Genomic DNA, 23447 nt, shown 5'->3' on the forward strand with positions numbered 1-23447 from the left:
ATGAAAAATATTGAAATGGCTACATTTGGCGGCGGGTGTTTTTGGTGCGTTGAAGCTGTTTTACAGCGTTTGGAAGGCGTAGAGAAAGTAGTTTCTGGCTATTCCGGCGGCAGTATGCCTAATCCCGATTATCGCTCAGTATGCAATGGCAATACTGGCCATGCAGAAGTAGTACAGGTAAGTTTTGATAAGGACGTAATCAGTTACGAAGACCTGGTTATAGTTTTTATGAGCAGCCACGACCCCACATCCTTAAACAAACAAGGTGCTGATGCAGGTACACAATACCGTTCGGTTATTTATTACCACAACGATGAGCAAAAGCAAATTGCGGAAGCTGTAATAGACGGGTTTCAAACTCATCTTAATAAGAAAGTAGTAACGGAACTTAGCCCGTTAGATACTTTTTATGCGGCGGAAATGTATCACCAGGATTATTATAACCGAAACCCTTATACCGGGTATTGTTATGCGGTTATTAACCCTAAAGTAGCCAAATTAAAAAAGATGTTTCCGGAAAAATTAAAAGAACATGCACATTAAGCATAAAAAAATCTTTGCTGTGTTGCTTGCTCTTAGCTTTTTTGTTACTGAAGCATGTACACAAAAACAAAAAAAAATAAAAGGAGATACAATGACATCTACAAAAAATACTTACGGAATTGGTGGCGCCAAAGCGCCTGAATGGAATGTACCATTATGGGTAAATGGAGAAGGTGAAAAAATTAACCCCATAAAACTTTCAGATTATGACGGAAAGTTTAAAGTGGTGTATTGCTTTCAAAGCTGGTGCCCCGGCTGCCATAGCGTTGGTCTGCCATCGCTGCAACAAATGGTAAAAGCGCTTGAAGGAAATGACAAAATTGTATTCCTTGCTGTGCAAACTGTGTTTGAAGGCAAGGAGGCTAACACTTTTGAAAAAATGCTGGAAGTGCAGAAGAAATACAATCTGCATATCCCGTTCGGCCAGGATAATGGCGATGCAAGTACCCGTAACATTTCCAACATCATGTATAACTACCGTACAGGCGGTACGCCATGGTTCATTTTTATTGATGAGGAAAACAATGTGGTGTTTAATGATTTTCATTTAAACACTGAAAAGGCAATTGAGTATTTACAAACTATTAAATAAATTAATTGTGAAAAGAATAATATTGAAAAACCAGGTAGTTGCCGTTGTGCTGCTTGCCAGCACATTGGCCTCCTGTGGTCAAAACAATGCACAGCAACAAAGTAAGGCAGAAGAAGTAAAAAATATTTTCAGCTTTGCTAAAACAGATTCAGAATGGAAGAAGCAACTTTCGCCAGAGCAATATTATGTATTGAGGCAAAAAGGCACCGAGAGGCCATTTACGGGTAAGCTCCTTTTAAATAAAGAAAAGGGAGTGTATAAATGTGCCGCTTGTGGTAATGAACTTTTTACAGACGATATGAAGTTTAATAGCGAGTGTGGCTGGCCCAGTTTTGACAAAGAAATTGCCGGAGGTAAAATAATAAAGAAAGATGACAACAGCCTGGGTATGCATCGTACAGAGATAATGTGTGCAAAATGCGGCGGTCATTTGGGGCATTTGTTTGATGATGGCCCTACTGCCACGGGTCAGCGATACTGTGTTAATTCCCTCTCTCTTGAATTTGCACCGGTAAATAAAGCTGCCGGAACAGCAGCAGAAAAAGTGTCAAACATTGATACTGTCACCTTAGGAGGCGGTTGTTTTTGGTGTACAGAAGCTGTTTATGAAGAATTGAAAGGTGTTATTTCCGTTGAAAGCGGGTATAGCGGTGGCAAGGTTTCTAACCCATCCTATCATGATGTAAGCAGTGGAGAAACTGGCCATGCTGAAGTGGCTCAAATTGTTTATGACAATACAAAAGTATCATTAGAAGAAATACTGAAAGTTTTTTTTGCAACGCATAACCCTACTACTTTAAACAGGCAGGGAGCTGATGCAGGTACGCAATACAGAAGTGTTATTTTTTACCGTACACCAGAACAAAAAAAGGCGGCTGATGATATAGTATCTGCCCTGAACAAAGAAGTGTATGATGGCAAAATAGTTACAGTCGTAGAACCATTTGTTGCTTTCTATAAGGCCGAAGACTATCACCAGGACTATTATGCAAATAACAAAAACCAGGCTTATTGCCAGATGGTGATACAACCCAAGCTGGAAAAATTTGAAAAAGTGTTTAAAGATAAACTGAAAAAACACCAGTAAGGGCTTTAATAAAAAACTTAAAAAAGAAAGGAATAAATAAATGAAAAAGATAAATGAAGCTGAAGCAAAAGCAATGATTAGTTTGCTTGATGACCCAAGTGAAGCTATATATGAACAAGTGAAAGATAATTTGAAAAAAGCAGGTGCCGAAATTATGCCCCTGCTGCAAACAGCATACGATGAAAGTAACAATGACCTGCAGAAACATCGCCTTAAGGCTCTTATCAATAGCGTAAGGTTAAGAAAACTCAAAAAGGAAATAGATGGCTGGAAAAACTTGAAATCAGATGACCTGCTTGAGGGTATTTTAATAATAGCCAGGTATGCTTACCCAGGCCTGGATGTTGATGCTGTAAAACATTTTATCAGCAAGATGGAAAAAGAGGTGGCAGAAATGATAAAAAACAAATCCGGCGCCGAAGCAGTGGAAGCTATGAATGAAGTGATTTTGCATAAGTATGGCTTTTCGGGAAATACAGAAGACTATTCCGGGGTGCAAAACTCTTATATCAATAAGGTGATTGAAAATAAAATGGGCAACCCTATTATGTTGTGTGTTTTATATTTATTAGTGGCAAGGCGCCTCAATATTCCTTTAATAGGCATTAACTCGCCAAGGCATTTTGTGCTGGCGTTTATTAATGATAAGGAAGATGTTGCTGATATTACCGGCAACGAAATGGATAAAATTGGCTTTTTTGTTGACCCCTTTCACCAGGGTACCACCTATAGTGAAGCTGATTTTATAAAAATGCTGAAATCTGTGGAGTTCTATGACATTTATAAGAAAGCATTGCCTGCTTCAAACATCACCATAATAAAACGGGTATTAAATAATGTCATCTACGCAATTCACCAGGAAGGAAAAGAAAACAGGGCAAAAAACCTGTTGAGGATTGCAGAATCATTGTAACTATTTCAAGTAATGTTAATAGAGAAGCAGGTTAAAATAAATGCAAATTGCTGTTTAAAATATTGTATAATGAATTTTAGAAAAGGAGAAATAAAATGTTCCGCATTAATGAAAAAGAAAAAAAGTTTGAATGGACACAGGATGGTGTAACATCCTTTGTAAGTTATTACATTAAAAACAACAAATATGTACTCTGGCATAGTGAGGTGCCGATGAGTGAAAGAGGGAAGGGAATCGGCAGGAACTTAGTTACAAACACATTTAAATACCTGCAGGATAATAACCTGAAAGCAGGAATTTCGTGCAGCTATATTAATATGGTTGCAATGAGAAACCCTGAGTACAGGTCAATATTTATTCAGGAGGAAGAAAAAAATGAAGCTTAATATAAACGACACTTTCAGCAAGCAATTACCTGCCGACACAAATACAGATAATAAAGTACGGCAGGTAAATGATGCATGCTTTTCTTACGTAAAGCCTACAGCCTCATCCAGCCCTTCATTAATTCATGTGTCTGACGAAATGCTGGAAGAAGCTGGCATCACCAGGGAGAATGCGGCTTCTGAAGAATTTGTAAAAGTTTTTTCAGGCAATTCCATCTACCCAAATACACAGCCTTATGCTATGCGTTATGGCGGGCACCAGTTTGGTTCATGGGCAGGACAGTTGGGCGATGGCCGTGCAATTAATCTTTTTGAAGTTAACAATAACAACCAGCAATGGGCATTTCAAATAAAGGGCGCAGGCAAAACTCCCTATTCCCGTTCAGCTGATGGATTAGCAGTATTAAGGTCTTCTATCAGGGAGTACTTATGTAGCGAAGCCATGCACCATTTAGGGGTACCTACTACAAGGGCTCTCTCAATAATACTCTCAGGCGATGAAGTGTTAAGAGATGTTTTGTATAACGGAAATGCGGCTTACGAAAAAGGGGCAATAGTATGCAGGGTGGCTCCCAGCTTCATCCGTTTTGGAAATTTTCAAATATTAGCCGCACATAAAGAGTTAGAAAACCTGAAAAAATTAACGGATTATACCATAACGCAGTTCTTACCTCACTTGGGCTCACCAGGTAAAAAGACGTACCTGAAATTTCTAAAGGAAGTAGCAGAAAGAACAATGGATATGGTTTTAGATTGGGAGAGAGTAGGCTTTGTACATGGTGTGATGAATACAGATAATATGTCCGTGCTTGGTCTTACAATTGACTATGGTCCGTACGGTTGGTTGGAAGATTATGACCCCAACTGGACACCAAATACAACTGATGCTGGCCGTGGCCGTTACCGGTTTGGTAACCAGGGGCAAATAGCTTTATGGAATTTATACCAGTTTGCAAATGCTTTGGTGCCCCTGATAAATGATGTAGATGCAATGGAACAATTACTGTTAGCAGCCGAGGTGCGATATGAAGAAATGAGATTGAGTATGAAGCTGGCAAAACTTGGGTTAAGCGCTGGTATTGAAAAGGCAGAAAGCTTTATTCAGGAATTGGAAAGGCTGTTACATAAGAGTGAAATGGATATGACGTTGTTTTTCAGAAACCTTTCCTCTTACGATGGAATAGTTTCAGATGCATATATCAAATCCCTGGCAGTAATGAGCTACGCAGATGATTTTTCCAGGTTTGAAAAGGATTGGAAAAAATGGTTTACCATGTACTCCTTATATATTTCCAAAGAAGATAACAGTAACAGAAAAGAGATGATGAACAGTGTAAATCCGAAGTATGTATTGAGAAACTATATGGCACAGTTAGCAATTGATGCGGCTGACAACGGAGACTACAGTGTGGTGGATGAATTATTTCAATTACTGAAAAAGCCTTATGATGAGCAGCCCGAAAATGAAAAATGGTTTGCTAAAAGACCAGATTGGGCGAAACATAAAGTTGGTTGCTCTCAGTTAAGTTGCAGCTCGTAATTTTCTTTTACTGGTACAAGTATTATTAGGCTGATTCATATATCTTTAAACAATAAAAACAAAAAATCATGACACACGAAGAAATCAAGACTGCTGCAAACGGGCTTATCAGTATGGCCCACAATGGAAAAATACTGGAAGCTATTGACAAATATTCCGATGACAACATTGTAACTCAGGAAGGGGTAACCGGAAAGCCAAGTGAAGGTGGCAAAAAAAAGTTACTGGAAAACTATAAAATATTTCTGGATAACATGACCGAGGTAAACACCTACAAAGGTAAACTTGTGTCTGTTGGCGAAAATGTGTCGGCCATAGAGTGGGAATTAGATTTTAAAAATAACCTGCCCGGTTGGGAAGTAATAAAGCTTACCGAAATAGCCGTACAGGAATGGAAAGATGGAAAGATTACAAGGGAAACTTTTTTCTATAACCCACAATAATTTTAAATATCGCTATGAATAAAATTGGATTAGACACAAAAAAAGCAGACGAAATAGCAGGCAGGCTAAATATTCTTTTAGCAAACTACCAGTTACTGTACACAAATACAAGAGGCTTTCACTGGAATGTAAAGGGAAAAGATTTTTTTGAACTTCATTTAAAGTTTGAAGAAATATATAACGACCTGCAGGTTAAAATAGATGAAGTTGCGGAACGTATTTTGACGCTTGGCAATGCCCCAAAGAACAGTTTTTCAGATTATCTGAAAATTGCTTCTATCAAGGAGGTGAGCAACGAAGCTAACGGGGCCGCAGGCTTACAATATATACTGGATGGCTTTATTATTATTTTGAAAATAGAAAGAGAACTGCTGCAGCTAAGCGGAGAAATTAATGACGAAGGCACCAATGCTTTAATGAGCGGATACATTACCGAACATGAAAAAAGTGTTTGGATGTTCAATTCCTATTTAAATAAATAATTGTAGTATGAAAGAATGGAAAGAAATAACATCTGAAAAAGATGTACAGGAGATTATTGCCGCCTCGGAAACCAGGCCGCAGGTAATTTTTAAGCATAGTGTTAGTTGCGGCATCAGTGCTTTTGCAAAAGAAAAACTGGAAGATGGCAGCCACCAGATAGTGGCCAAAGCAGATTTTAATTATCTGAACCTGTTACGGTACAGGAGCATTTCTAATTTAATTGCTTCTGCACTAAAAGTAACACACCAATCGCCCCAGGTAATTGTATTAAAAAATAAAGAAGTGGTTTACCACAGCTCTCATCATTCAATTGATGCGGATAAAATTGCAGAGAAATTGTAACTTCCCGGGAATATCTTTTTATATTTTTTATTGGGCAGTTAACATTTGCCTTGGAATAAACATTAATATCATGTCATTATCTGAAGTTGCCTTTTGGGGGTTCATCTCTGTTACCGGAATAATAATAGGGTCAGTAATCGGTATAAAACTAAACCTTCAGCACTCTGTTATTTCAAAAATTGTTGCCGTAGCTTCAGGTTTACTGGTGGCTACAGCAACAGTTGAGTTATTTCATAATGCAATCAAAAATATTAACCTGTACTATGGGTTAGTTGCTTTATTTACCGGTGCATTTGCATTTAGTTATGTAAATTCAATTATTGCTAACCTTGGCGCTAAAAACAGGAAACGATGTGGTGTATGTGTGGAACAACCAACAGAACAGGCGCAGCCGGGCAGTGGTCTTGCAATAATGGTAGGCACTGCTATGGATGCTATTCCCGAAGCGCTGGTGCTTGGCCTTTCCTTATGGTCTCAGGGAGTTGATTATGCCTTACTGCTTGCTATTGCATTGGGCAATTTGCCCGAAGCCATTTCAAGCTCTTCTGGCATGAAGGAAGCCGGCCGTAGTGAAAAATGGATTTATACAGTTTGGGGTTTAGTGTCAGTAGGTACTATTGTATTAACTGTTTTAGGATTTTTACTGGCCGAGCAATTATCGCACGAATTTATTGCAGTTTTAGAATTATTTGGTGCAGGAGCTTTAATTGCAATGGTTGCAGAAACGCTTATTCCTGAAGCAACACATGGTACTCCAAAATTCGCAGGAGTTCTTATTGCACTTGGTTTTATTATTTTGCTGTTATTTTAAATGGTGTAGTTGGTATTGAATATTGCAGGTTATCCACTTCATTCTAAACCTAAATACTTGCTAAATTGAAAATTATCGCAACTGCCAAAATTGATGGGCCTGAAGCTAAAGGCACCGCAGAATTAATTCGCAATAATAATAGCTTACTGTTAAGGTTTGCAAAAGGCTTCTGGGTGGAAACCGGCGCACCCGATGTAACGGTTGCCCTTAGCCCAAACCCATTAGGGAAGATTGATATTAAGAATACTGATATTGGAAGATATGAGTATTCTAAAGCTGTAAACGAGTTTACTGTGCCTCTTACTCTTGACCTTGCAAAAAATAATATTGTAGTAGTTTATTGTAAACAATACCAGGCCTATTTTGGGCATGGGGTGTTGTCTTTCACCGGAGATTAAGCAGCTATTTATAGCATCCGTATAATCATTCAATGGCAAACAACTATTATGGCTTTTCAAAAGGTATTAGAATTAAGTGAGCTGCCGGCCGGCACATCAAAAGTGGTAAAGTTGGGTAATAAAAAAGTTGCCCTGTTTAATTACAATGGTAAAATTACAGCACTTGGTAACGCCTGCCTTCATCGTGGCGGCCCATTGGGGCTGGGTTGTGTAGAAAAAAAAACGATGGCTACTATGTAACATGCCCCTGGCATGGCTGGGAATATAATATTGAATCTGGGGCTGCTCCGCCGGGCTACCACGACCAACAATCTGTTTTTGAAGTAAAAGTAGAAGGCAATGATATTTTACTAAACGATAAAGAACTTGTTGCTGCTAAAAAAGCCAATCATGATTCTCCCTTACTGGAAGATTTGGTAAAGCTTAAGTATCAAACCACACCGGATTCATTGAACATATTGGGCATTTCTGCTACCAATATGAATAATGGATTGCCCCGTTATTCCACATCAGAAGCTGCTTTAGAAGATGTATTGGAATATGCAAAAGAGAAACATAATGCCGCTACAAAGACTTTGAAATTGAGAAATTTGAATTTCAGGCATTGCGAGGGCTACTATTCACAACATGCCCAGGCATGTAACTGGCCGTGCAGTATTACCGAGGCAGAACCTGCCGATGGAATGACACAAATTTATACCGACATGGTATTGTGGGCCGATATTGTATTGCTGGCTACACCTATCCGGTGGGGGCAGGCCTCCTCCCTATATTATAAAATGTGTGAACGGTTAAATACAGTACAAAATCAAATAACCATTAAAGATAAAATCCTTATTAAAAACAAAGTGGCCTCATTTATTATTACTGGCGGGCAGGATAATATTCAACAGGTGTCGGGTCAAATGATGAGCTTCTTTACAAGTCTCGGTTTTGTTATTCCGCCTTTTAGTTTTGTAGGATGGAGCCGTGGGTGGACGGCTGAGGATATGGACAAAAACGTATTACAGTTTAAAAAGAACGAATATGTAAAACGAAGCAGCCGGGAAATGCTGGATAACACCGTGGAATTATTAATGAATATTAAAAAGATGGATTACAAAAAAATTACCGCACCGTTGCCGCACAAAAAAGATTCATTTACCGGCGATATGGAAAACCCTGATATGAATCTATAATGTAATGAAGACGTAGAGAAACGGTGCATTGTCAAATTGTACACCCGATATAATTTAGAAACTACCGCTGCCGATGTATCCTTCCCTGATTTTTTAGCAACATTCCGTCACACTTATTTTACGCAAACGCCGTGATGGACGTTCGTTTCATTTGTCAAATTTGAATTTTAATTATGGTCTTATCGTCGGTTCTAATGCCTTGTTCAATTTCAAGTTGTTCGGCTAACAGTATTATATTTTCAACTGTATTTTCTAAAATGTAATTTGATAATTTAGGGTTTACAAACATTTCTAATCCATCTGAAAAAATGCAAATAGTGTCGTTACTTTCAATATCAAATTCACCACTTTCCATAAAAAAGTCAGCGTTTGCATTGCCATTTAATACTCCATATGCTAACGGATGATTGGGGTTGTTACATATCTCTGTTCTGATTGTTTTACTGTCAAATTTTTGGTTGGATTTTCGTAGCCGCTCTGTCTGCTTGTTATTGAAAATTTTCACATGGGTTTTTCTAAACAATAAGCCAAAGCAGTCGCCTACTGAAACCCACTCTGCCCTGCTTTTCTGAATACGGATTATTAGGGCAACTAAGCCAGGCTTAAAATAACCGGTATAGCCTTTGTTTATTTGTTCTATTTCCTTGTTAGCTTTTTGAAATAAAGTTTTGAGATTGCTTTTGCTGTCGTAGCGCAGCTTACAAAAATTAACAAAGGCTTCTGTCAATGCAACAGAAGGGCTTGGATTAGGATAAACACCATCTTCTCTGTCTCTTGAAACGCCATCAACTACAAGGAAAACATTTTCTCCAATATCAACCCAAATATTGTCTTCATTTGGTTTGTCAGGTAGTTTGTTCTTAACAGTGCTTGAAGTTACTCTCATTTGGTTGTTCTAAAATGATACACAATAAACATGATTTTGTAATCAGCAAAAATATTAACAGGCAATATTTACAAATAACAAGGTGCATTTTGAACAAAACGTTTACTATATTATCTGCAACTTGCGAATTATTATTTAACTTCCGTTTTATAATATAAAACCTTTAAAGTTTATGTTTTTTGTATGCAAAAATAATCTAAATGCCAAACGCAATATTTAACCCCAAAAAGCCTGTTAACGAGCCGGTAAAAGATTACCTGCCGGGCAGTAAAGAAAGAGAAGACCTAAAAGCAGCGCTGCAAAAACTAAAAGCATCGGTTGTTGAAATTCCCATGTACATCAATAACCAGGAAGTAAAAAGCAGCGAAAAAGTCAATATCTATTCTCCACACAATCATAGCCAATTGCTTGGCCATTATTACATGGGCGAAAAGAAGCATGTTACAATGGCTATTGATGCTGCTTTGGCAGCCCGTAAAAAGTGGGCTGATATGCCTTGGGAACAAAGAGCCTCTGTTTTTTTAAAAGCGGCCGACCTCATGACCGGCAAGTACCGGGCAAAGCTTAATGCTGCATCCATATTGGGGCAAGGCAAAACCATTCACCAATCAGAAATTGACAGCATTTGTGAATCGGCCGATTTTTTAAGGTTTAATGTAGATTACATGTCCGAAATCTATAAAGACCAACCCGAATCCCCGGATGGGGTTTGGAACAGGATGGAATACCGTCCTTTGGAAGGTTTTATTTTTGCTCTTACCCCATTCAATTTTACCTCAATAGCCTGTAACCTGCCTACAAGCTGTGCCATGATGGGTAATGTGGTAGTGTGGAAGCCCAGCAATAACCAGATTTACAGCGCCATAGTTCTTATGGAAATTTATATGGAAGCAGGATTACCTGAAGGGGTTATCAACTTAATATATCCCTCCGGGCCTGATGCTGCAGAAGTTGTTTTTGAGCATCCTGATTTTGCAGGCATCCACTTTACCGGCAGTACAGGTGTATTTCAAAATATTTGGCAAAAAATCGGTAACAATATTCACAAGTACAAGGCATACCCCCGAATTGTTGGCGAAACAGGTGGTAAAGACTTTATTATGGCACACAGCAGCGCCAATGTGGATGCATTGGTTACAGCAATAATCAGGGGGGCTTTTGAGTACCAGGGCCAGAAATGTTCAGCAGCATCAAGAGCATATGTACCAGCCAGTTTGTGGCCACAGGTAAAAGAAAAACTAACCCAGCAGGTAAACGATATTAAAATAGGCTCGCCGGAAGATTTGGGTAATTTTATGGGAGCTGTTATTGATGAAAAAAGTTTTGATAAACTAAATGGATATATTAATGCAGCCAAAGCAGACCCTGATGTGGAATTACTAACCGGGGGCGACAACAGCAAGGATGTTGGCTATTTTATTAAACCCACTATAATCAAAACAAACAATCCAAAATACATAACCATGTGTGAAGAACTGTTTGGCCCTGTTCTTACATTATATGTTTACGGGGATAATGAATTTGAAGCTATTTTGGATTTAGTGGATTCCACTTCCATCTATGCACTCACAGGTTCTTTTTTTGCAGATGACCGTGATATTATTAATTATGCAACTAAAAAACTAAATCAATCGGCCGGTAATTTTTATATCAATGATAAGCCTACAGGAGCAGTGGTGGGCCAGCAGCCATTTGGTGGCGCCAGGGGTAGCGGAACAAATGATAAAGCAGGCTCTAAGATAAATCTGATGCGCTGGGTTTCTGCCAGAACAATTAAAGAAAACTTTATACCACCTATAGATTACAAGTATCCTTTTATGAAACCTGAATAGTCAATAATTACATCAAACGCTTAAATAAATTAAAAATGATACAGTTAAGTTTTAAATCATCCCTACCTCTTTTGGCAGTAACTTTCTTAATGTTCACTGCCTGTAATAACTCTGGTAGTAATGAAAAGGCCACTAACCATTCAGCACATCAACCAGACAGCAGCAGCCAAGCACCTGTTGGGTATATTTATACTACTACAAATGGTGAAGGCGAAAACCAGGTGGTAGGTTTTGAACGATATGCTGATGGCAATTTAGGTAATGAAAAAGTGTATGGCACACAAAGCAATGGCGGTTCAAAAAGTACCGACCCTGTATTTGGCGATTACGATTACCAGGGGTCAATACAAATAATAGATAACTACCTGCTTACAGTAAATACAGGCGGTAATACAGTATCGGTTTTTGATTTGAATAAAAAAGATGGCAGCTTAAAATGGAAATCAAATTTTGACAGTAAGGGCCAGCGGCCGGTAAGTATTGGCTATACAAAAGTAGCCGGTAGCGAAACGGAATACTGGGTTACTGTTGCCAACCAGTGGGGCATTCCTACGGCTTTATATGAAGGTGAAAAATTTGTAAGGTTGCCAAATGATGCGTTTTTCAAACAAGACCTGGCTAAGCCGGATGCTTCCGATGAAGTGCGTAACGTTCAGCTGTATAAGTTTGATACAAAAACCGGCACTGTCACTTACAGTGGCCTGGTAGATAAATACACAAGAAAATGGGGTGGCCCGGTGCAGGTGGCATTTAGCCCCGATGGAAAAAAAATAGCTGTTACACTTTGGGGCATTCCTCATTTCTTAACCGAGCACCCTATTTTGAAAGAAACACAACCCAGCCGTGTATATGTGTATGATTTTGTAGATGGCAAGGCTATTAATCCCCGTTATTTTGAAGAAGACGGTGTAATAGGCGCAGTTGGTTTTAATTGGGGAAATGATAACAGCACATTATTTGTGTCTTACTTTAATCTGATAGATACAAAAACAGACCACGGGTTGGTCGTATTGCGGGATGATAATAAAAAACTCATCAAACAAAGCAATCATACTACCGGTGCCACAGGCGATGTAGATGAAGCCTGCTGGACAGCTATGAATGCTGATAAAAGCATGCTGTACGTAGTGAGTTTTTATTCAAACGTAATTACACCTTTTAAAATTGAAAACAACAAGGTGGTGAAAACATTGCCGTATGAAGGGGTGAAAAAGGATAACCCTGTGAATGACTTAAAAGATGTGTACGTTGCACCAGATAATAAAATGCTGTATTGCATTGGGGCTTTAAACAGTTACTCCATCAAGCATTTTATGATTGCAGCCGATGGCAGCCTCAAATTTCATGATGAAAAAGTATTAGATATAACAAAATCAGCCTTAGGCAAACCTGGTGTATACGATTTGTGTGTGTTAGCAGGTTATGATGTTCAATAGCTAATTTTTTATATCTTACGGTAATAATTATTTACAACTCTTGCTTCTGAGTAATGGAAATAGAAAAATTCATTAAATCTGAACATAGTGTTCATAATATGGCACGGATTCTTGGAGCTATTGGCAAGGCGTATATTAATCCCGTTTCAGACTATAGCCATACAAATCTCCGCTGGTGCGAAATAAATCACCACTTAGAAACAAGAAGTTTTACTTTACCCGGAGGTGATACGGTTTGGGTAAGTTATCATCCTGCTCATTTACATTTTCATGTATATGTGAATGATGAAAAAGATAACAAAAAGATGGTGCTGGTTAAGAATAATTCTATTGAATTTGTAAAACAGAAATTTGTAAAAATCCTCAATGACCTTGCTTTGGACGCAAATAAATTTTTGCCGAACCTCAGGTTCAGGCATCTTGAATTGCTGGATGATAATGGAAAATTATTTTTACCTGATAAACCCAGCCTGCACCAGTTTGAAACAATACGCAGCGAAGCAAACCGTATTTTGCAGGAGTATCTTTTGCAGAGTGGATTACAAAGTGAGATACGGGTATGGGAAAATAATTTTGATACAGGTATTTATTGTCAATTCGCAAATGGAACAGACCAATATGCAGGTTATGCCCAGGCAGATAAGGAAGCATACGATAAACCTTATTTTTACAATAGTTTTTTTGTAAACGGAAAAAAAATTATTCCCATTAATTTCAAACAGGCTAAAAACACTATTTGGGAAACCGAAAATTGGGGTGGCGCCATTTTACCAATGGACAGGTTTGAAACTATGGAAGAATTTTTAGCGGCCGCCCCCGCCTTTTTAAATGAAACAACTGAAATATTTTTATCATCAATAAAACAACAATAACACAAAATGAAATTAACAGAAAACAACTTGGTTGGAGCAGTAAAAGAATTAATTGGAAAGGGCTATTCTGATGATTTCAGGATTAAAGAAAATAAACTGGCAGCTACCCAATCGGGTATTGAGTTACAACCAAAAGATTTTTCCATTGATGCAGCCTATAAGTTTGAGGGTGCAGAATCAGAGCTGGATACACAATATTTATTTGCAATTTCATCAACCGATGGAAAAACCAAAGGTTTGCTGATTGATGCACTTGATATTTATCAGGAATTAGAGGATGCTGACATTACTCAAAAACTTAATGTGCAATTTGAAACCTATGTGTTTGACGATAATAAAGCCGAACAGAAATATGGTCTGCCCAAAGTATATAAAACGAAATTTGATGAAAATCCTCACCGCTATGAATTACGTTTGGGTTATCCTGATTTTCCACCATGCCCCTTTGGAAATTCCTTTAGCATGCTGGGATTTGATAAAGACACCAATCAATATGTATGGTTAGTTACAAGCATCATTAAAGATAAAAGGCTTAGCAAAGTAGGATTTAACAAATAATGGACTGGTATCTTCCTATAACAATAATTCCAGGAGTTGGTGTACTGATTGTTTCAACAACCAACCAGATTATTGCTTTGAATATAGATATTGCACAGATGATATCCAATAAGAGTTGTATGGAGCAAATGCGGATTTTTGATAAAAAAAATAACCAGTTAAAAAAGCTGGCAAGAGCTACGGTATTATTTTATATCTCCAGCGCTTTATATGTTTTTTCCGGCTTGTCAGGCGCTTTTATGAGCAGCAGGGGTGTTTCTGAAGTTGTGTTAATTGCTGCAACGGCCTGCCTCTTTGCTGCCTTGGGTTATTTAATCTTTTATGGGCACGACTTAATAAAAATTCAGAAAATACAAGTAGAACAGATTAAAAACACAAAACAATGATTGTAGGAGTATTTAAAAGCAGGGTAAACCCTGATTTTGCTGATGAGTTTAAGAGACTGTATGCTGAAATGAGCAACCACATTGCCAGAATAGATGGTTATAAAGGCCACAAAATGTATAAAGCAGATGATGGTGAAGCTGTAGTAGTAGTGGAGTTTGAAGATGATGTATCCTTTGAAGCCTGGGACAAACATCCGGCGCATAAAAAAGCAAAAGAAAGAGGCAAGCTTGAAGTATTTGATTTTTATGATGTAATGGTGGGCAAAGTCTTTGAAAGGCATACTAAACCAGAGCAAGAACCTTTTATTCCTCCTTTTTTTATATAGAATATGGCAACAACAGTAAATATTAAAAACATACCCGAGGGTTATCAATCCATTATTACCAATGGCAGGCACAGCATCGTTGGCGATGAACCCGTAAACAGCAAAGGCACAGATTTGGGCCTCAGTCCAAGTGAATTAGTATTAAGTGGCCTGGCCATGTGCAAGGTTGGAACGGTTAGGTACATTGCAAGAAAAAACAACTGGGAAATAGGCAATGTGGAAGCCACACTGGAGCAGGAAGTAAAAAGAGACAGCAGTGGAACACGTACCGTGGTGAAGGTAAATTTAAAAATTGAGGGTGATATTACCGAAGAACAAAGAGCCGAACTTTTAAAGCAGGCTGATAACTGCTATATACACCGCCTGCTAAATGGAGAATGGGATATTCAGCCAATTCAAACAGTGTTAGAAAAATAACCGGGTTTTATTACAGGAAATATATCTATGACAGGATTAACAAAAGCAGAGCTTATTAAGGGTTGGAAGCTGAAAACGATTACCGGTACTGATATACCTGATATAACCGCATTTGCCGGAAAGCCGCTGCTGATTTTATTTTTTAACCTGGGGTGCCCTGGATGTAAAGGAAGGGCCCTGCCTTTTGCCAATAGTATAGTAGTTGATTATGGTAATTTGGTAAATGTTTGCGGCATACACACAAATTTTGAGGGGCTTGACTACTCCGATGAGGAATTAATAAAGGCAAAGGAAACTTATTATATCAGGTTTCCTTATTACAGAGATTTTAATTTCAATACAACCTTTATCAATTATGAAGCAGGAGGAACTCCGCACTGGATACTTACAGACAAAGAGTTAAACCCCGTTTATTCTATATTTGGCTCTGACCCTAATAATGCTTTACTTAGACTTGAATTAAAAATTAAAGAACTATTACAATAACAAATTATGACAAAAGAAGAACTCATTAAAAAAGTTTCATCAGAAGGATACGCTGTAGACCTTACACTTCAGGATGATTGCCTGTATTGCTCTGCCACAGAGGAGAGCTATTTTTTGCAAAATTTTGATGTAGTTATGGAATACGATTTTGATGAAAACGGGCAAACAAAAAAAACTCAGAACTGTAGTATCAACCGAGTACGACCTTTCGGGATTTTATATAATCTAAATAAATAAATATTATGCTTAAATGGAATGATGTATTAAAGATTGCCAACAACGGCAACCCTGCTCCCGATAAAAGGGTAGAAAAAACAGAAGAAGAATGGAAAGAACTCTTAACAGAAGAACAATTTTTTGTAACAAGGAATAAGGGAACAGAGCGGCCGCACAGTTCAGAAATGTGCAACCTGTTTGAGCCCGGCAAGTATGCTTGTATTTGCTGTGACACAGAACTTTTTGACAGTGGGGAGAAATTTCAAAGCGGAACGGGCTGGCCTTCGTTTACACAACCATTAAAGGAAAACGCAGTGGCATATCATAAAGACGGCAGCTATGGAATGATCCGCATAGAAGCGCTTTGCAATACCTGTGATGCACATTTGGGTCATGTATTTCAGGATGGACCTGCCCCCTCCGGCCTCAGATATTGTATAAATGCCGTTTCACTAAAAAAAATTAAAGAATAAGTAGGGCTGGGAAGAATTTACAAATTGGAGTGTTCTTTTGTTAATTAGCTATTATCATAAGGAGATATATTTGTAATATCGGGATTAAAATACTAAAAAGCGAAATATAGAGGCATAATAGCTTAATGCCTCCAAATAAACACTTTTGATATGGATAAACTTTTATTGAAAAATAAACTACTTGAGAATGAACGAAACAAAGTAAAATCGTTCAAGGTTAATCTAACTGATTTTATCAATAATACACATATTGACTATCATGAAACCCGTGATAATGACGACCACTCACATCATCACCAGGCTACAACAGATAGTAATATCGGGCATAAACATTTGCATGTTCATGAAGACCATATTGAAGCAATTGAAGCCATTGATTTTTCACCAAGTGCAGTAGTAGAACCCGGCGCCCTGGTGCAGGTAAATGACAGGTATATAGTGGTAGCCGTAGCAGAATCAGCTTTTCAGTTTGATGGTAAGGATATATTATCCATTTCTCCTGAAGCGCCATTATATCAATGTATGAAAGGGAAAAAAACCGGCGATACCTGTACTATCAACAACAATAATTTTGTTATAAAAAATATTTATTAATCATGAAAGCGATATTCAATAAAACAGTAATCGCAGAAAGCGATAATACCATAAGCCTGGAAGGGAATACCTACTTCCCTCCTGACAGCCTGAAAAAGGAGTATTTTAAAGAAACCAATCATCACACCACCTGCCCGTGGAAAGGGGTTGCTTCTTACTATACCATTGAAGTAAAGGGGGAGATATGCGACAACGCAGGCTGGTTTTATAAAAACCCTACAGATGCCGCCAAAGAAATTAAAGACCATGTGGCATTTTGGAGAGGTGTAAGGGTTTCCCAATAGTTTACAGTTATAAGATTCGTATTTTTTGCAATACAGAAAAATCTAATAATGTCTTAAAACATTTTTTTAATAAAAACAGGAGATTAATGAATGACAGCTTTCTCAAAAATAGGATTTGGTGGCAGCTGTCACTGGTGTACCGAAGGCATTTTTGCTTCAGTAATTGGCGTACAAAAAGTGGAGCAGGGATGGATAGCCTCTGAAAACGAGAATGCTTATTTCTCCGAAGCAGTAATCGTTCATTTTGATGAATCTCTTGTGTCGCTTCAAAACCTGATTGAAATTCACCTGCACACACATTCCAGCACTTCCAACCACTCCATGCGGAAGAAATACAGGTCGGCAGTATATACATTTACGGAAGAGCAGTTTCATCAATGTTCGCCCCTTATTAAAACACTCCAATATAGTTTTGACGAATCGCTTATAACAACAGTTTTAAGGTTTGCAGCGTACAAACCAAATACTGACGATTACCAGGATTATTATTATAGCGACCCCCGGAAACCTTTTTGCCAAACAAGCATCTATCCAAAATTACAGCTACTGGCAAAAAAGTTCAGTTCTAATATTAACAGAGATAAACTAAAAGAATATAATATCACTTTATAGATGACAACAATAGGATTAGGTACAGCAGCAATAGGCCGTCCGCAATACATTAATATTAAACAAAAAACCGGTGCAGAAGATGAGCCATTTCAGTTAAGCCAATTCAAGCAGCAAGGCATTGCATTGCTTGAAACTGCTTACCAATCCGGCATTCGTTATTTTGATACAGCTGCCGGTTATGGTATTGCAGAGGAAATGTTGACAGACTGGTTGTCTGGCAAACAGATTTCCGATATTACTGTAGCAACAAAATGGGGCTATACCTATGTAGCGGGGTTTGACCCGAATGCAAAAGTTCATGAAATAAAGGAGCACAGCCTTAAAAAACTTAATGCACAGTGGGAACATTCAAAAAAACTATTGCCCTATCTGTCGGTTTATCAAATACACTCTGCCACACTGGAAAGCGGGGTGCTGGATAACATGGAAGTTTTGAGCAGGCTGGCAGAACTTAAAAATGAGTACCAAATAAAAATTGGTTTAACCACAAGTGGAAGCAGGCAAAAAGAAGCGCTGCTTAAAGCCCTGGATATTGAGGTGGATGGCAAACCGCTTTTTGATGCCTGCCAGCTTACTTATAATGTGTATGAGCAAAGTATTTACGACATTGTCGCTAAAATAAAAAAAGCAAACATCAAAGTTATAGTAAAAGAAGCGCTGGCGAATGGCCGTGTTTTTGCCAATAAAAAATATCCGCATTATCTACCACACTATACCCTGCTCTACGAGCTTGCAGAAAAATATAATACCGGGGTTGATGCGGTAGCAATACGGTATTGCATGGATAGTATTCAACCCAATGTTGTTTTAAGCGGGGCATATAATGAAGAAACCTTAATGCAGAACCTGGAGGCGTTAAACTTTAAATTAGAACCAGAAGAGTTAGAAGACATTAGGACAATGAATATAATGCCTGAATTTTATTGGAATGAACGAACTGCATTAACGTATAATTAGCAATGATAAAAGCAAAATTTAAAAATACAAGATATAGTGCAGAAGGTGCACCGCTGTTGCATATTGCAGAAGAGATGGCAAAAGCGTATGGATATACAGCCAACTTAAAAACTGATAAAGAACTGGCCCAGCTCATCCGCCTGCGGATAGCCACTCTTAACCAATGCAGCTATTGCAGTATTCTCCATCATAATGTTTGCAGGGAGCTGGGTATTAACCAGGAAAAAACAGATTGCCTTGGTAGTTATTGGGAAAGCGAACTGTATTCAGAAAAAGAGAAAGCTGCTTTACTATATGCAGATGCCTTGAATATTGGAAAGGGAAAAACATTTGATGATGCACATCAGCAAATGCTTCGTTTTTTTACTGTTGATGAAATTGCCGAGGTTGCTGCCATTGTTATTAATATGAATTTGTGGACAAGAATAAAACTGGCACAGGGGGTTGTTCCTTATTAAACAAGAAATTTATTTACATTTTGAAAAATCAACTTGCAAAAAAAATTCTGGCTTGCGAAACCTGTATTCAGTTTTTACCCAATAAACCAAAGCCAATATTTCAGTTTAATGAAAACAGCAGGATACTGATTATTGGACAGGCACCCGGGCAAAAAGTGCATGATGCCGGTATTCCTTTTCTTGACAAAAGCGGTGAAACGTTAAGGAGATGGCTGGGAGTAACTGAAGAGCAGTTTTACACCCCATCATTATTTGCCATTGTACCTATGGGCTTTTGTTTTCCAGGAAAGGGAAAAACCGGAGACCTGCCACCACGGCCGGAATGTGCCCCGCAATGGCATGAAAAAATTTTAAAGCAATTTAAACATTTGCAGCTTACGCTTCTTATCGGCACTTATGCACAGAATTATTACTTGCAGGGCAATAGAGATAATTTAACCGATACCGTAAAGAACTATAAGAAATATCTGCCCGCCTATTTTCCATTGGTACATCCATCGCCACTCAACTTCAGGTGGCAGGCAAAAAACCCATGGTTTGAAAGTGAGGTGATACCCGTTCTTCAAAAAAAAGTAAAAAAAATATTAATCAAATAGCAACATTGATTGCATCACTAAAAAATATCAACCTGAGTTTTTCCGGTAAAAAAATACTGGATAACTTTTCTATTGATTTTAATGAAAAAAAAATTACCGGGCTGCTTGGGTATAGCGGTAGCGGAAAATCAACCATCCTTAAAATAATAAACGGGATGGTGATGCCGGATGCAGGCAGTGTGCAGGTTTTTGGTAAGTCCTTTGATTATGCGATGGGAAATAAACTGCGTTTACAAATTGGGTATGCAGTGCAGCATGTAGGTATATTTCCGCACATGACCGTGAAAGAGAATATTACTTTGCTGGCAAATATTACACAGCAGGACAAAAGTAAAATTGATGCAAGACTGAAAAGATTGTTGGAAATGGTACAGTTGCCTCAGAGTTATTTTTCCAAAAAGCCACATCAATTGTCAGGCGGAGAGCAACAACGGGTGGGCCTTTGCCGTGCATTTTTTTTAGAACCTCCTTTAGTTCTGATGGATGAGCCTTTTGCAAGCCTTGACTATCGCACCAAATCCGGCATTTATCACCACCTGCTGCATATTCAGCAAGAAGAACCTACCTCCATAATAATAGTTACACACCAGTTTGAAGAAGCACAAATATTATGCGATGAGTTTGTATGGCTAAATGAAGGTAAAATTTACAAGCAGGGGGCAAAGTCGTTATTAACTACCATTCAAAACGAGTTTAAAGAACAGCACATTTGAAAAGGCTGATTTTAAATATCACTTTTTTGCTATTGGCATTTAATAGCGTAGCTCAACAAAAAATTGTGGTGGGGGCAAAGCATTTTAATGAAGGCTATATACTCAGCGAAATAATTTCGCAGCTTTTAGAACAGGAAGGCTTTACGGTTGAAAGAAAATTTAACCTGGGAGGCACATCTGTAGCCTTTGAAGCATTGCGAACAAAACAAATAGATGTGTACCCGGAGTATAGCGGCACTATCTCATCTGAAATATTAAAGCACACAGAAAGGATTTCTTTAGATAGCATAAAATCAGAACTAGAAAAAAAATATTCACTTGCTGCATCAAGGCCATTCGGCTTTAATAATACCTATGCTGTTGTTGTAAATGCAGTAACAGCCGAAAAATACAGCCTTTCAAAAATTTCTGATTTGGCTTTGCAAAAAAATTTATCCGGGGCAATCAGTTATGAGTTTTTGGAAAGGCAGGATGGATGGAAAAACCTTGCTGCTGCTTATGGTATTACAAATTCGGTAAAGGGTATTGAGCATGGGCTGGCTTACACAGCTTTGAACAGTAACAAAATTGATTTTACCGATGCATATTCTACTGACGGGGAAATAAAAAAGTATAACCTGAGGGTATTACAGGATGATAAACATTTTTTTCCTGACTATGCTGCCCTGGGTTTTTATTCATCATCATTACCGGATAAAGCAAAACTGGCAATAGATAAACTGGGTAACCTTATTACTGAAAATGAAATGCAGGAAATGAATGCCCTGGCCTTATATGCCCAAAAAGATTTTTCAATAATAGCCAATGATTTTCTTAACAAGAAAGGGCTAACTAAAGTTGCAAAAAAACAAACTTCAGGTTATTGGGGCGATTTATTGAAACATCTTTCGCAACATTTGTTTCTCACATTTCTGTCGGTGTTTATAGCTGTTATTATTGCCTTGCCATTAGGATTGTTTTTGTATAGGCGCAAGTTGTTATTAAAGCCGGTACTATACCTTACCGGAATTTTACAAACCATCCCTTCAATTGCGCTGCTGGCTTTGCTTATTCCCCTGTTAGGTATTGGTTCAAAGCCTGCAATTTTAGCCTTGTGTATTTATGCATTGCTACCAATACTTCGCAGCACAATTACCGGGCTTGAAACTGTGGACCCACAACTAAAAAATGTAGCTACTGCTATTGGATTAAATCAAAAACAAAAACTGAGGCTGGTAGAGTTACCACTTGCGTTGCCTACTATTCTTTCAGGTATTAGGATAGCTTCAGTTATCAATGTAGGTACAGCTACGCTGGCTGCATTTATAGGCGCAGGCGGCCTTGGAGAGTATATTGTAACCGGGCTGGCATTAAACAATACTGAATTGATATTGAAAGGCGCCATACCTGCTGCTGTACTTGCTGTTGTAATAGAGCTTTTATTTGAATTGATTACCAAATTGCTTACTAAAAAAACAAATTACAAGTAGATGGAGAGTATTAAAGACAGATTTATACGGATTAGAAAGTACAGTGAGGCTTTGGTAAAGCCAATCATCACCGAAGATTTTTCGGTGCAGCCCGTTGCATTTGTATCGCCACCCAAGTGGCACCTTGCACATATTACATGGTTTTGGGAGCAGTTTGTTTTGCTTGTTTACAAAAATGGTTACAAAGTATATAATGATGATTTTTCTTACCTGTTTAACAGCTATTATAATAATATCGGGAAAAGGGTATTCCGGCCCAATCGTGGGTTAATGACAAGGCCATCGGTAGCAGAAGTGTTTGCGTACCGTGCCTATGTAGATGAACAAATGAATGAATTACTGAGCCAGCCTGTATCTCATGAGGCATTGCAAATTATTGAGATTGGTATTAACCATGAAGAGCAGCACCAGGAGTTATTGGCTTATGATATTAAATTTATTTTAGGGCATCAGCCAACTTTTCCTGTATACGCCGATAGATTCACATTAAAGCCCATTACTGCTCCGCAAAAATTTATCCCTGTAAGTGAAGGTATTTATGAGATAGGGAGCGATGGAAAAAGTTTTTGTTTTGATAATGAACTGGGCAAACACAAAGTATATATCAATGAATTTGAAATAGCAGCTAATCCTGTTTCCAATGGCGAATACCTTGAATTTATAAACGCTGGCGGTTACTCCAACTTCAATTACTGGCATGATGATGGGTGGCACTGGGTTAACAACAATAAAATAACCGCCCCGCTATATTGGCATTTGATAGAGGGAAAATGGCATGAGTATGATTTACATGGTCTGCAGGAACTAAACCTTAATGAACCGGTAAAGCATATTAGTTTTTATGAAGCCTTTGCCTTTGCAGAATGGAAAGGCATGCGCCTTCCTACAGAGTTTGAATGGGAAGTAGCCTCGGCCCATTTTCAATGGGGGCAATTGTGGGAATGGACAAATAGTGCTTATCTGCCATACCCTGGTTTTAATAAGGCTCCCGGTGCGTTGGGTGAGTACAACGGGAAGTTTATGGTGAATACAATGGTGATGAGAGGAGCTTCTGTTGTTACACCGCTTAATCACAGCAGAAATACATACCGTAATTTTTTTCATCCTGATATGAGATGGATGTATGGTGGAATTAGATTAGTAAAATAAAATCGGGTTGC

Annotated in this window: 33 protein-coding genes; 32 read left to right on the plus strand and 1 reads right to left on the minus strand. The window is 38.3% G+C overall.

Annotation, left to right across the window (positions count from 1 at the left end):
• The 13 genes from msrA (at nt 1) to ACQ2HE_RS07180 (ending at nt 8716) form a co-directional block, all read left to right on the plus strand.
• A complete protein-coding gene (msrA, locus tag ACQ2HE_RS07120) occupies nt 1-543 on the plus strand; it encodes a peptide-methionine (S)-S-oxide reductase MsrA (protein WP_407520858.1) in 543 nt (180 codons plus the stop codon).
• Nucleotides 533-1135 (plus strand): peroxiredoxin family protein, encoded by a 603-nt coding sequence (locus tag ACQ2HE_RS07125; protein WP_430897052.1) that lies wholly within the window; start codon nt 533-535, stop codon nt 1133-1135. Before msrA ends, ACQ2HE_RS07125 begins: the two co-directional genes overlap by 11 nt.
• A gap of 7 nt (nt 1136-1142) precedes the next feature.
• Complete coding sequence (locus ACQ2HE_RS07130) at nt 1143-2222, plus strand: bifunctional methionine sulfoxide reductase B/A protein (protein ID WP_407520862.1); 1080 nt, start codon at nt 1143-1145, stop codon at nt 2220-2222.
• 40 nt (nt 2223-2262) lie between these two features.
• Nucleotides 2263-3135 (plus strand): transglutaminase family protein, encoded by an 873-nt coding sequence (locus tag ACQ2HE_RS07135; protein ID WP_407520864.1) that lies wholly within the window; start codon nt 2263-2265, stop codon nt 3133-3135.
• 95 nt (nt 3136-3230) lie between these two features.
• On the plus strand, nt 3231-3521 hold the full coding sequence (locus ACQ2HE_RS07140; protein ID WP_407520866.1) for a GNAT family N-acetyltransferase: 291 nt from the start codon (nt 3231-3233) through the stop codon (nt 3519-3521).
• Nucleotides 3511-5061, plus strand: a complete 1551-nt coding sequence (locus tag ACQ2HE_RS07145) for a protein adenylyltransferase SelO (RefSeq protein ID WP_407520868.1) — start codon at nt 3511-3513, stop codon at nt 5059-5061. The genes ACQ2HE_RS07140 and ACQ2HE_RS07145 overlap by 11 nt, the downstream gene beginning before the upstream one ends.
• Before the next feature lie 68 nt (nt 5062-5129).
• Nucleotides 5130-5504 (plus strand): SnoaL-like domain-containing protein, encoded by a 375-nt coding sequence (locus tag ACQ2HE_RS07150; RefSeq protein ID WP_407520870.1) that lies wholly within the window; start codon nt 5130-5132, stop codon nt 5502-5504.
• A 14-nt stretch (nt 5505-5518) separates the two neighbouring features.
• Nucleotides 5519-5986 (plus strand): Dps family protein, encoded by a 468-nt coding sequence (locus ACQ2HE_RS07155; protein WP_407520872.1) that lies wholly within the window; start codon nt 5519-5521, stop codon nt 5984-5986.
• A 7-nt stretch (nt 5987-5993) separates the two neighbouring features.
• On the plus strand, nt 5994-6329 hold the full coding sequence (ytxJ, locus tag ACQ2HE_RS07160) for a bacillithiol system redox-active protein YtxJ (protein WP_407520874.1): 336 nt from the start codon (nt 5994-5996) through the stop codon (nt 6327-6329).
• A gap of 70 nt (nt 6330-6399) precedes the next feature.
• Nucleotides 6400-7140 (plus strand): ZIP family metal transporter, encoded by a 741-nt coding sequence (locus tag ACQ2HE_RS07165; RefSeq protein ID WP_407520876.1) that lies wholly within the window; start codon nt 6400-6402, stop codon nt 7138-7140.
• Nucleotides 7141-7205: 65 nt separating this feature from the next.
• Complete coding sequence (locus tag ACQ2HE_RS07170; protein WP_407520878.1) at nt 7206-7538, plus strand: DM13 domain-containing protein; 333 nt, start codon at nt 7206-7208, stop codon at nt 7536-7538.
• Nucleotides 7539-7586: 48 nt separating this feature from the next.
• Nucleotides 7587-7778, plus strand: a complete 192-nt coding sequence (locus ACQ2HE_RS07175) for a Rieske (2Fe-2S) protein (protein WP_430897048.1) — start codon at nt 7587-7589, stop codon at nt 7776-7778.
• Entirely contained in the window at nt 7745-8716 is a 972-nt protein-coding gene (locus ACQ2HE_RS07180) for an NAD(P)H-dependent oxidoreductase (RefSeq protein WP_430897046.1), read from the plus strand. Before ACQ2HE_RS07175 ends, ACQ2HE_RS07180 begins: the two co-directional genes overlap by 34 nt.
• A gap of 154 nt (nt 8717-8870) precedes the next feature.
• Here ACQ2HE_RS07180 and ACQ2HE_RS07185 read toward each other — a convergent pair whose 3' ends face one another.
• Complete coding sequence (locus tag ACQ2HE_RS07185; RefSeq protein WP_407520882.1) at nt 8871-9602, minus strand: hypothetical protein; 732 nt, start codon at nt 9600-9602, stop codon at nt 8871-8873.
• A 200-nt stretch (nt 9603-9802) separates the two neighbouring features.
• On the opposite strand from ACQ2HE_RS07185, the gene pruA reads away from it, so the two are divergent.
• The 19 genes from pruA (at nt 9803) to egtB (ending at nt 23436) form a co-directional block, all read left to right on the plus strand.
• Entirely contained in the window at nt 9803-11434 is a 1632-nt protein-coding gene (gene pruA, locus ACQ2HE_RS07190) for an L-glutamate gamma-semialdehyde dehydrogenase (protein ID WP_407520884.1), read from the plus strand.
• 35 nt (nt 11435-11469) lie between these two features.
• Nucleotides 11470-12870 carry a hypothetical protein gene (locus ACQ2HE_RS07195; RefSeq protein WP_430897044.1) on the plus strand — a complete coding sequence of 467 codons (1401 nt, stop codon included), beginning with the start codon at nt 11470-11472 and terminating at the stop codon, nt 12868-12870.
• A gap of 53 nt (nt 12871-12923) precedes the next feature.
• The gene (locus ACQ2HE_RS07200; RefSeq protein ID WP_430897042.1) at nt 12924-13742 is read left to right on the plus strand and encodes a hypothetical protein; all 819 of its coding nucleotides are present in this window, start codon (nt 12924-12926) and stop codon (nt 13740-13742) included.
• A 6-nt stretch (nt 13743-13748) separates the two neighbouring features.
• Complete coding sequence (locus tag ACQ2HE_RS07205; RefSeq protein ID WP_407520890.1) at nt 13749-14300, plus strand: hypothetical protein; 552 nt, start codon at nt 13749-13751, stop codon at nt 14298-14300.
• Nucleotides 14300-14686 carry a hypothetical protein gene (locus ACQ2HE_RS07210; protein ID WP_407520892.1) on the plus strand — a complete coding sequence of 129 codons (387 nt, stop codon included), beginning with the start codon at nt 14300-14302 and terminating at the stop codon, nt 14684-14686. Before ACQ2HE_RS07205 ends, ACQ2HE_RS07210 begins: the two co-directional genes overlap by 1 nt.
• A complete protein-coding gene (locus ACQ2HE_RS07215; RefSeq protein ID WP_430897039.1) occupies nt 14683-15012 on the plus strand; it encodes an antibiotic biosynthesis monooxygenase family protein in 330 nt (109 codons plus the stop codon). The genes ACQ2HE_RS07210 and ACQ2HE_RS07215 overlap by 4 nt, the downstream gene beginning before the upstream one ends.
• Before the next feature lie 3 nt (nt 15013-15015).
• A complete protein-coding gene (locus ACQ2HE_RS07220) occupies nt 15016-15429 on the plus strand; it encodes an OsmC family protein (protein ID WP_407520896.1) in 414 nt (137 codons plus the stop codon).
• A gap of 27 nt (nt 15430-15456) precedes the next feature.
• A complete protein-coding gene (locus ACQ2HE_RS07225; RefSeq protein ID WP_407520898.1) occupies nt 15457-15915 on the plus strand; it encodes a TlpA family protein disulfide reductase in 459 nt (152 codons plus the stop codon).
• Between the two features lie 6 nt (nt 15916-15921).
• Nucleotides 15922-16152 carry a hypothetical protein gene (locus ACQ2HE_RS07230; protein ID WP_430897037.1) on the plus strand — a complete coding sequence of 77 codons (231 nt, stop codon included), beginning with the start codon at nt 15922-15924 and terminating at the stop codon, nt 16150-16152.
• Between the two features lie 5 nt (nt 16153-16157).
• Entirely contained in the window at nt 16158-16604 is a 447-nt protein-coding gene (msrB, locus tag ACQ2HE_RS07235; protein ID WP_407520902.1) for a peptide-methionine (R)-S-oxide reductase MsrB, read from the plus strand.
• Nucleotides 16605-16754: 150 nt separating this feature from the next.
• Nucleotides 16755-17198 (plus strand): GreA/GreB family elongation factor, encoded by a 444-nt coding sequence (locus ACQ2HE_RS07240; protein ID WP_407520904.1) that lies wholly within the window; start codon nt 16755-16757, stop codon nt 17196-17198.
• 2 nt (nt 17199-17200) lie between these two features.
• Nucleotides 17201-17482: a DUF427 domain-containing protein gene (locus ACQ2HE_RS07245; protein ID WP_407520906.1), complete on the plus strand. Its 282-nt coding sequence runs from the start codon at nt 17201-17203 to the stop codon at nt 17480-17482.
• Nucleotides 17483-17572: 90 nt separating this feature from the next.
• Nucleotides 17573-18094, plus strand: coding sequence for a peptide-methionine (S)-S-oxide reductase (locus ACQ2HE_RS07250; RefSeq protein ID WP_407520908.1), 522 nt, complete (start codon nt 17573-17575; stop codon nt 18092-18094).
• Nucleotides 18095-19051, plus strand: a complete 957-nt coding sequence (locus ACQ2HE_RS07255; protein WP_407520910.1) for an aldo/keto reductase — start codon at nt 18095-18097, stop codon at nt 19049-19051.
• Nucleotides 19052-19053: 2 nt separating this feature from the next.
• The gene (locus ACQ2HE_RS07260; protein ID WP_407520912.1) at nt 19054-19509 is read left to right on the plus strand and encodes a carboxymuconolactone decarboxylase family protein; all 456 of its coding nucleotides are present in this window, start codon (nt 19054-19056) and stop codon (nt 19507-19509) included.
• Nucleotides 19510-19529: 20 nt separating this feature from the next.
• Nucleotides 19530-20105 (plus strand): uracil-DNA glycosylase family protein, encoded by a 576-nt coding sequence (locus ACQ2HE_RS07265; protein ID WP_407520914.1) that lies wholly within the window; start codon nt 19530-19532, stop codon nt 20103-20105.
• A 5-nt stretch (nt 20106-20110) separates the two neighbouring features.
• On the plus strand, nt 20111-20818 hold the full coding sequence (locus ACQ2HE_RS07270; protein WP_407520916.1) for an ATP-binding cassette domain-containing protein: 708 nt from the start codon (nt 20111-20113) through the stop codon (nt 20816-20818).
• Complete coding sequence (locus tag ACQ2HE_RS07275; RefSeq protein WP_430897032.1) at nt 20815-22287, plus strand: glycine betaine ABC transporter substrate-binding protein; 1473 nt, start codon at nt 20815-20817, stop codon at nt 22285-22287. Before ACQ2HE_RS07270 ends, ACQ2HE_RS07275 begins: the two co-directional genes overlap by 4 nt.
• Nucleotides 22288-23436: an ergothioneine biosynthesis protein EgtB gene (egtB, locus tag ACQ2HE_RS07280; protein ID WP_407520920.1), complete on the plus strand. Its 1149-nt coding sequence runs from the start codon at nt 22288-22290 to the stop codon at nt 23434-23436.
• The last annotated feature ends 11 nt before the right edge of the window (nt 23437-23447 follow it).

The sequence above is a fragment of the Endoryza foliicola genome (assembly GCF_050589245.1).
Taxonomy (GTDB): Bacteria; Bacteroidota; Bacteroidia; order Chitinophagales; family Chitinophagaceae; genus Endoryza; species Endoryza foliicola.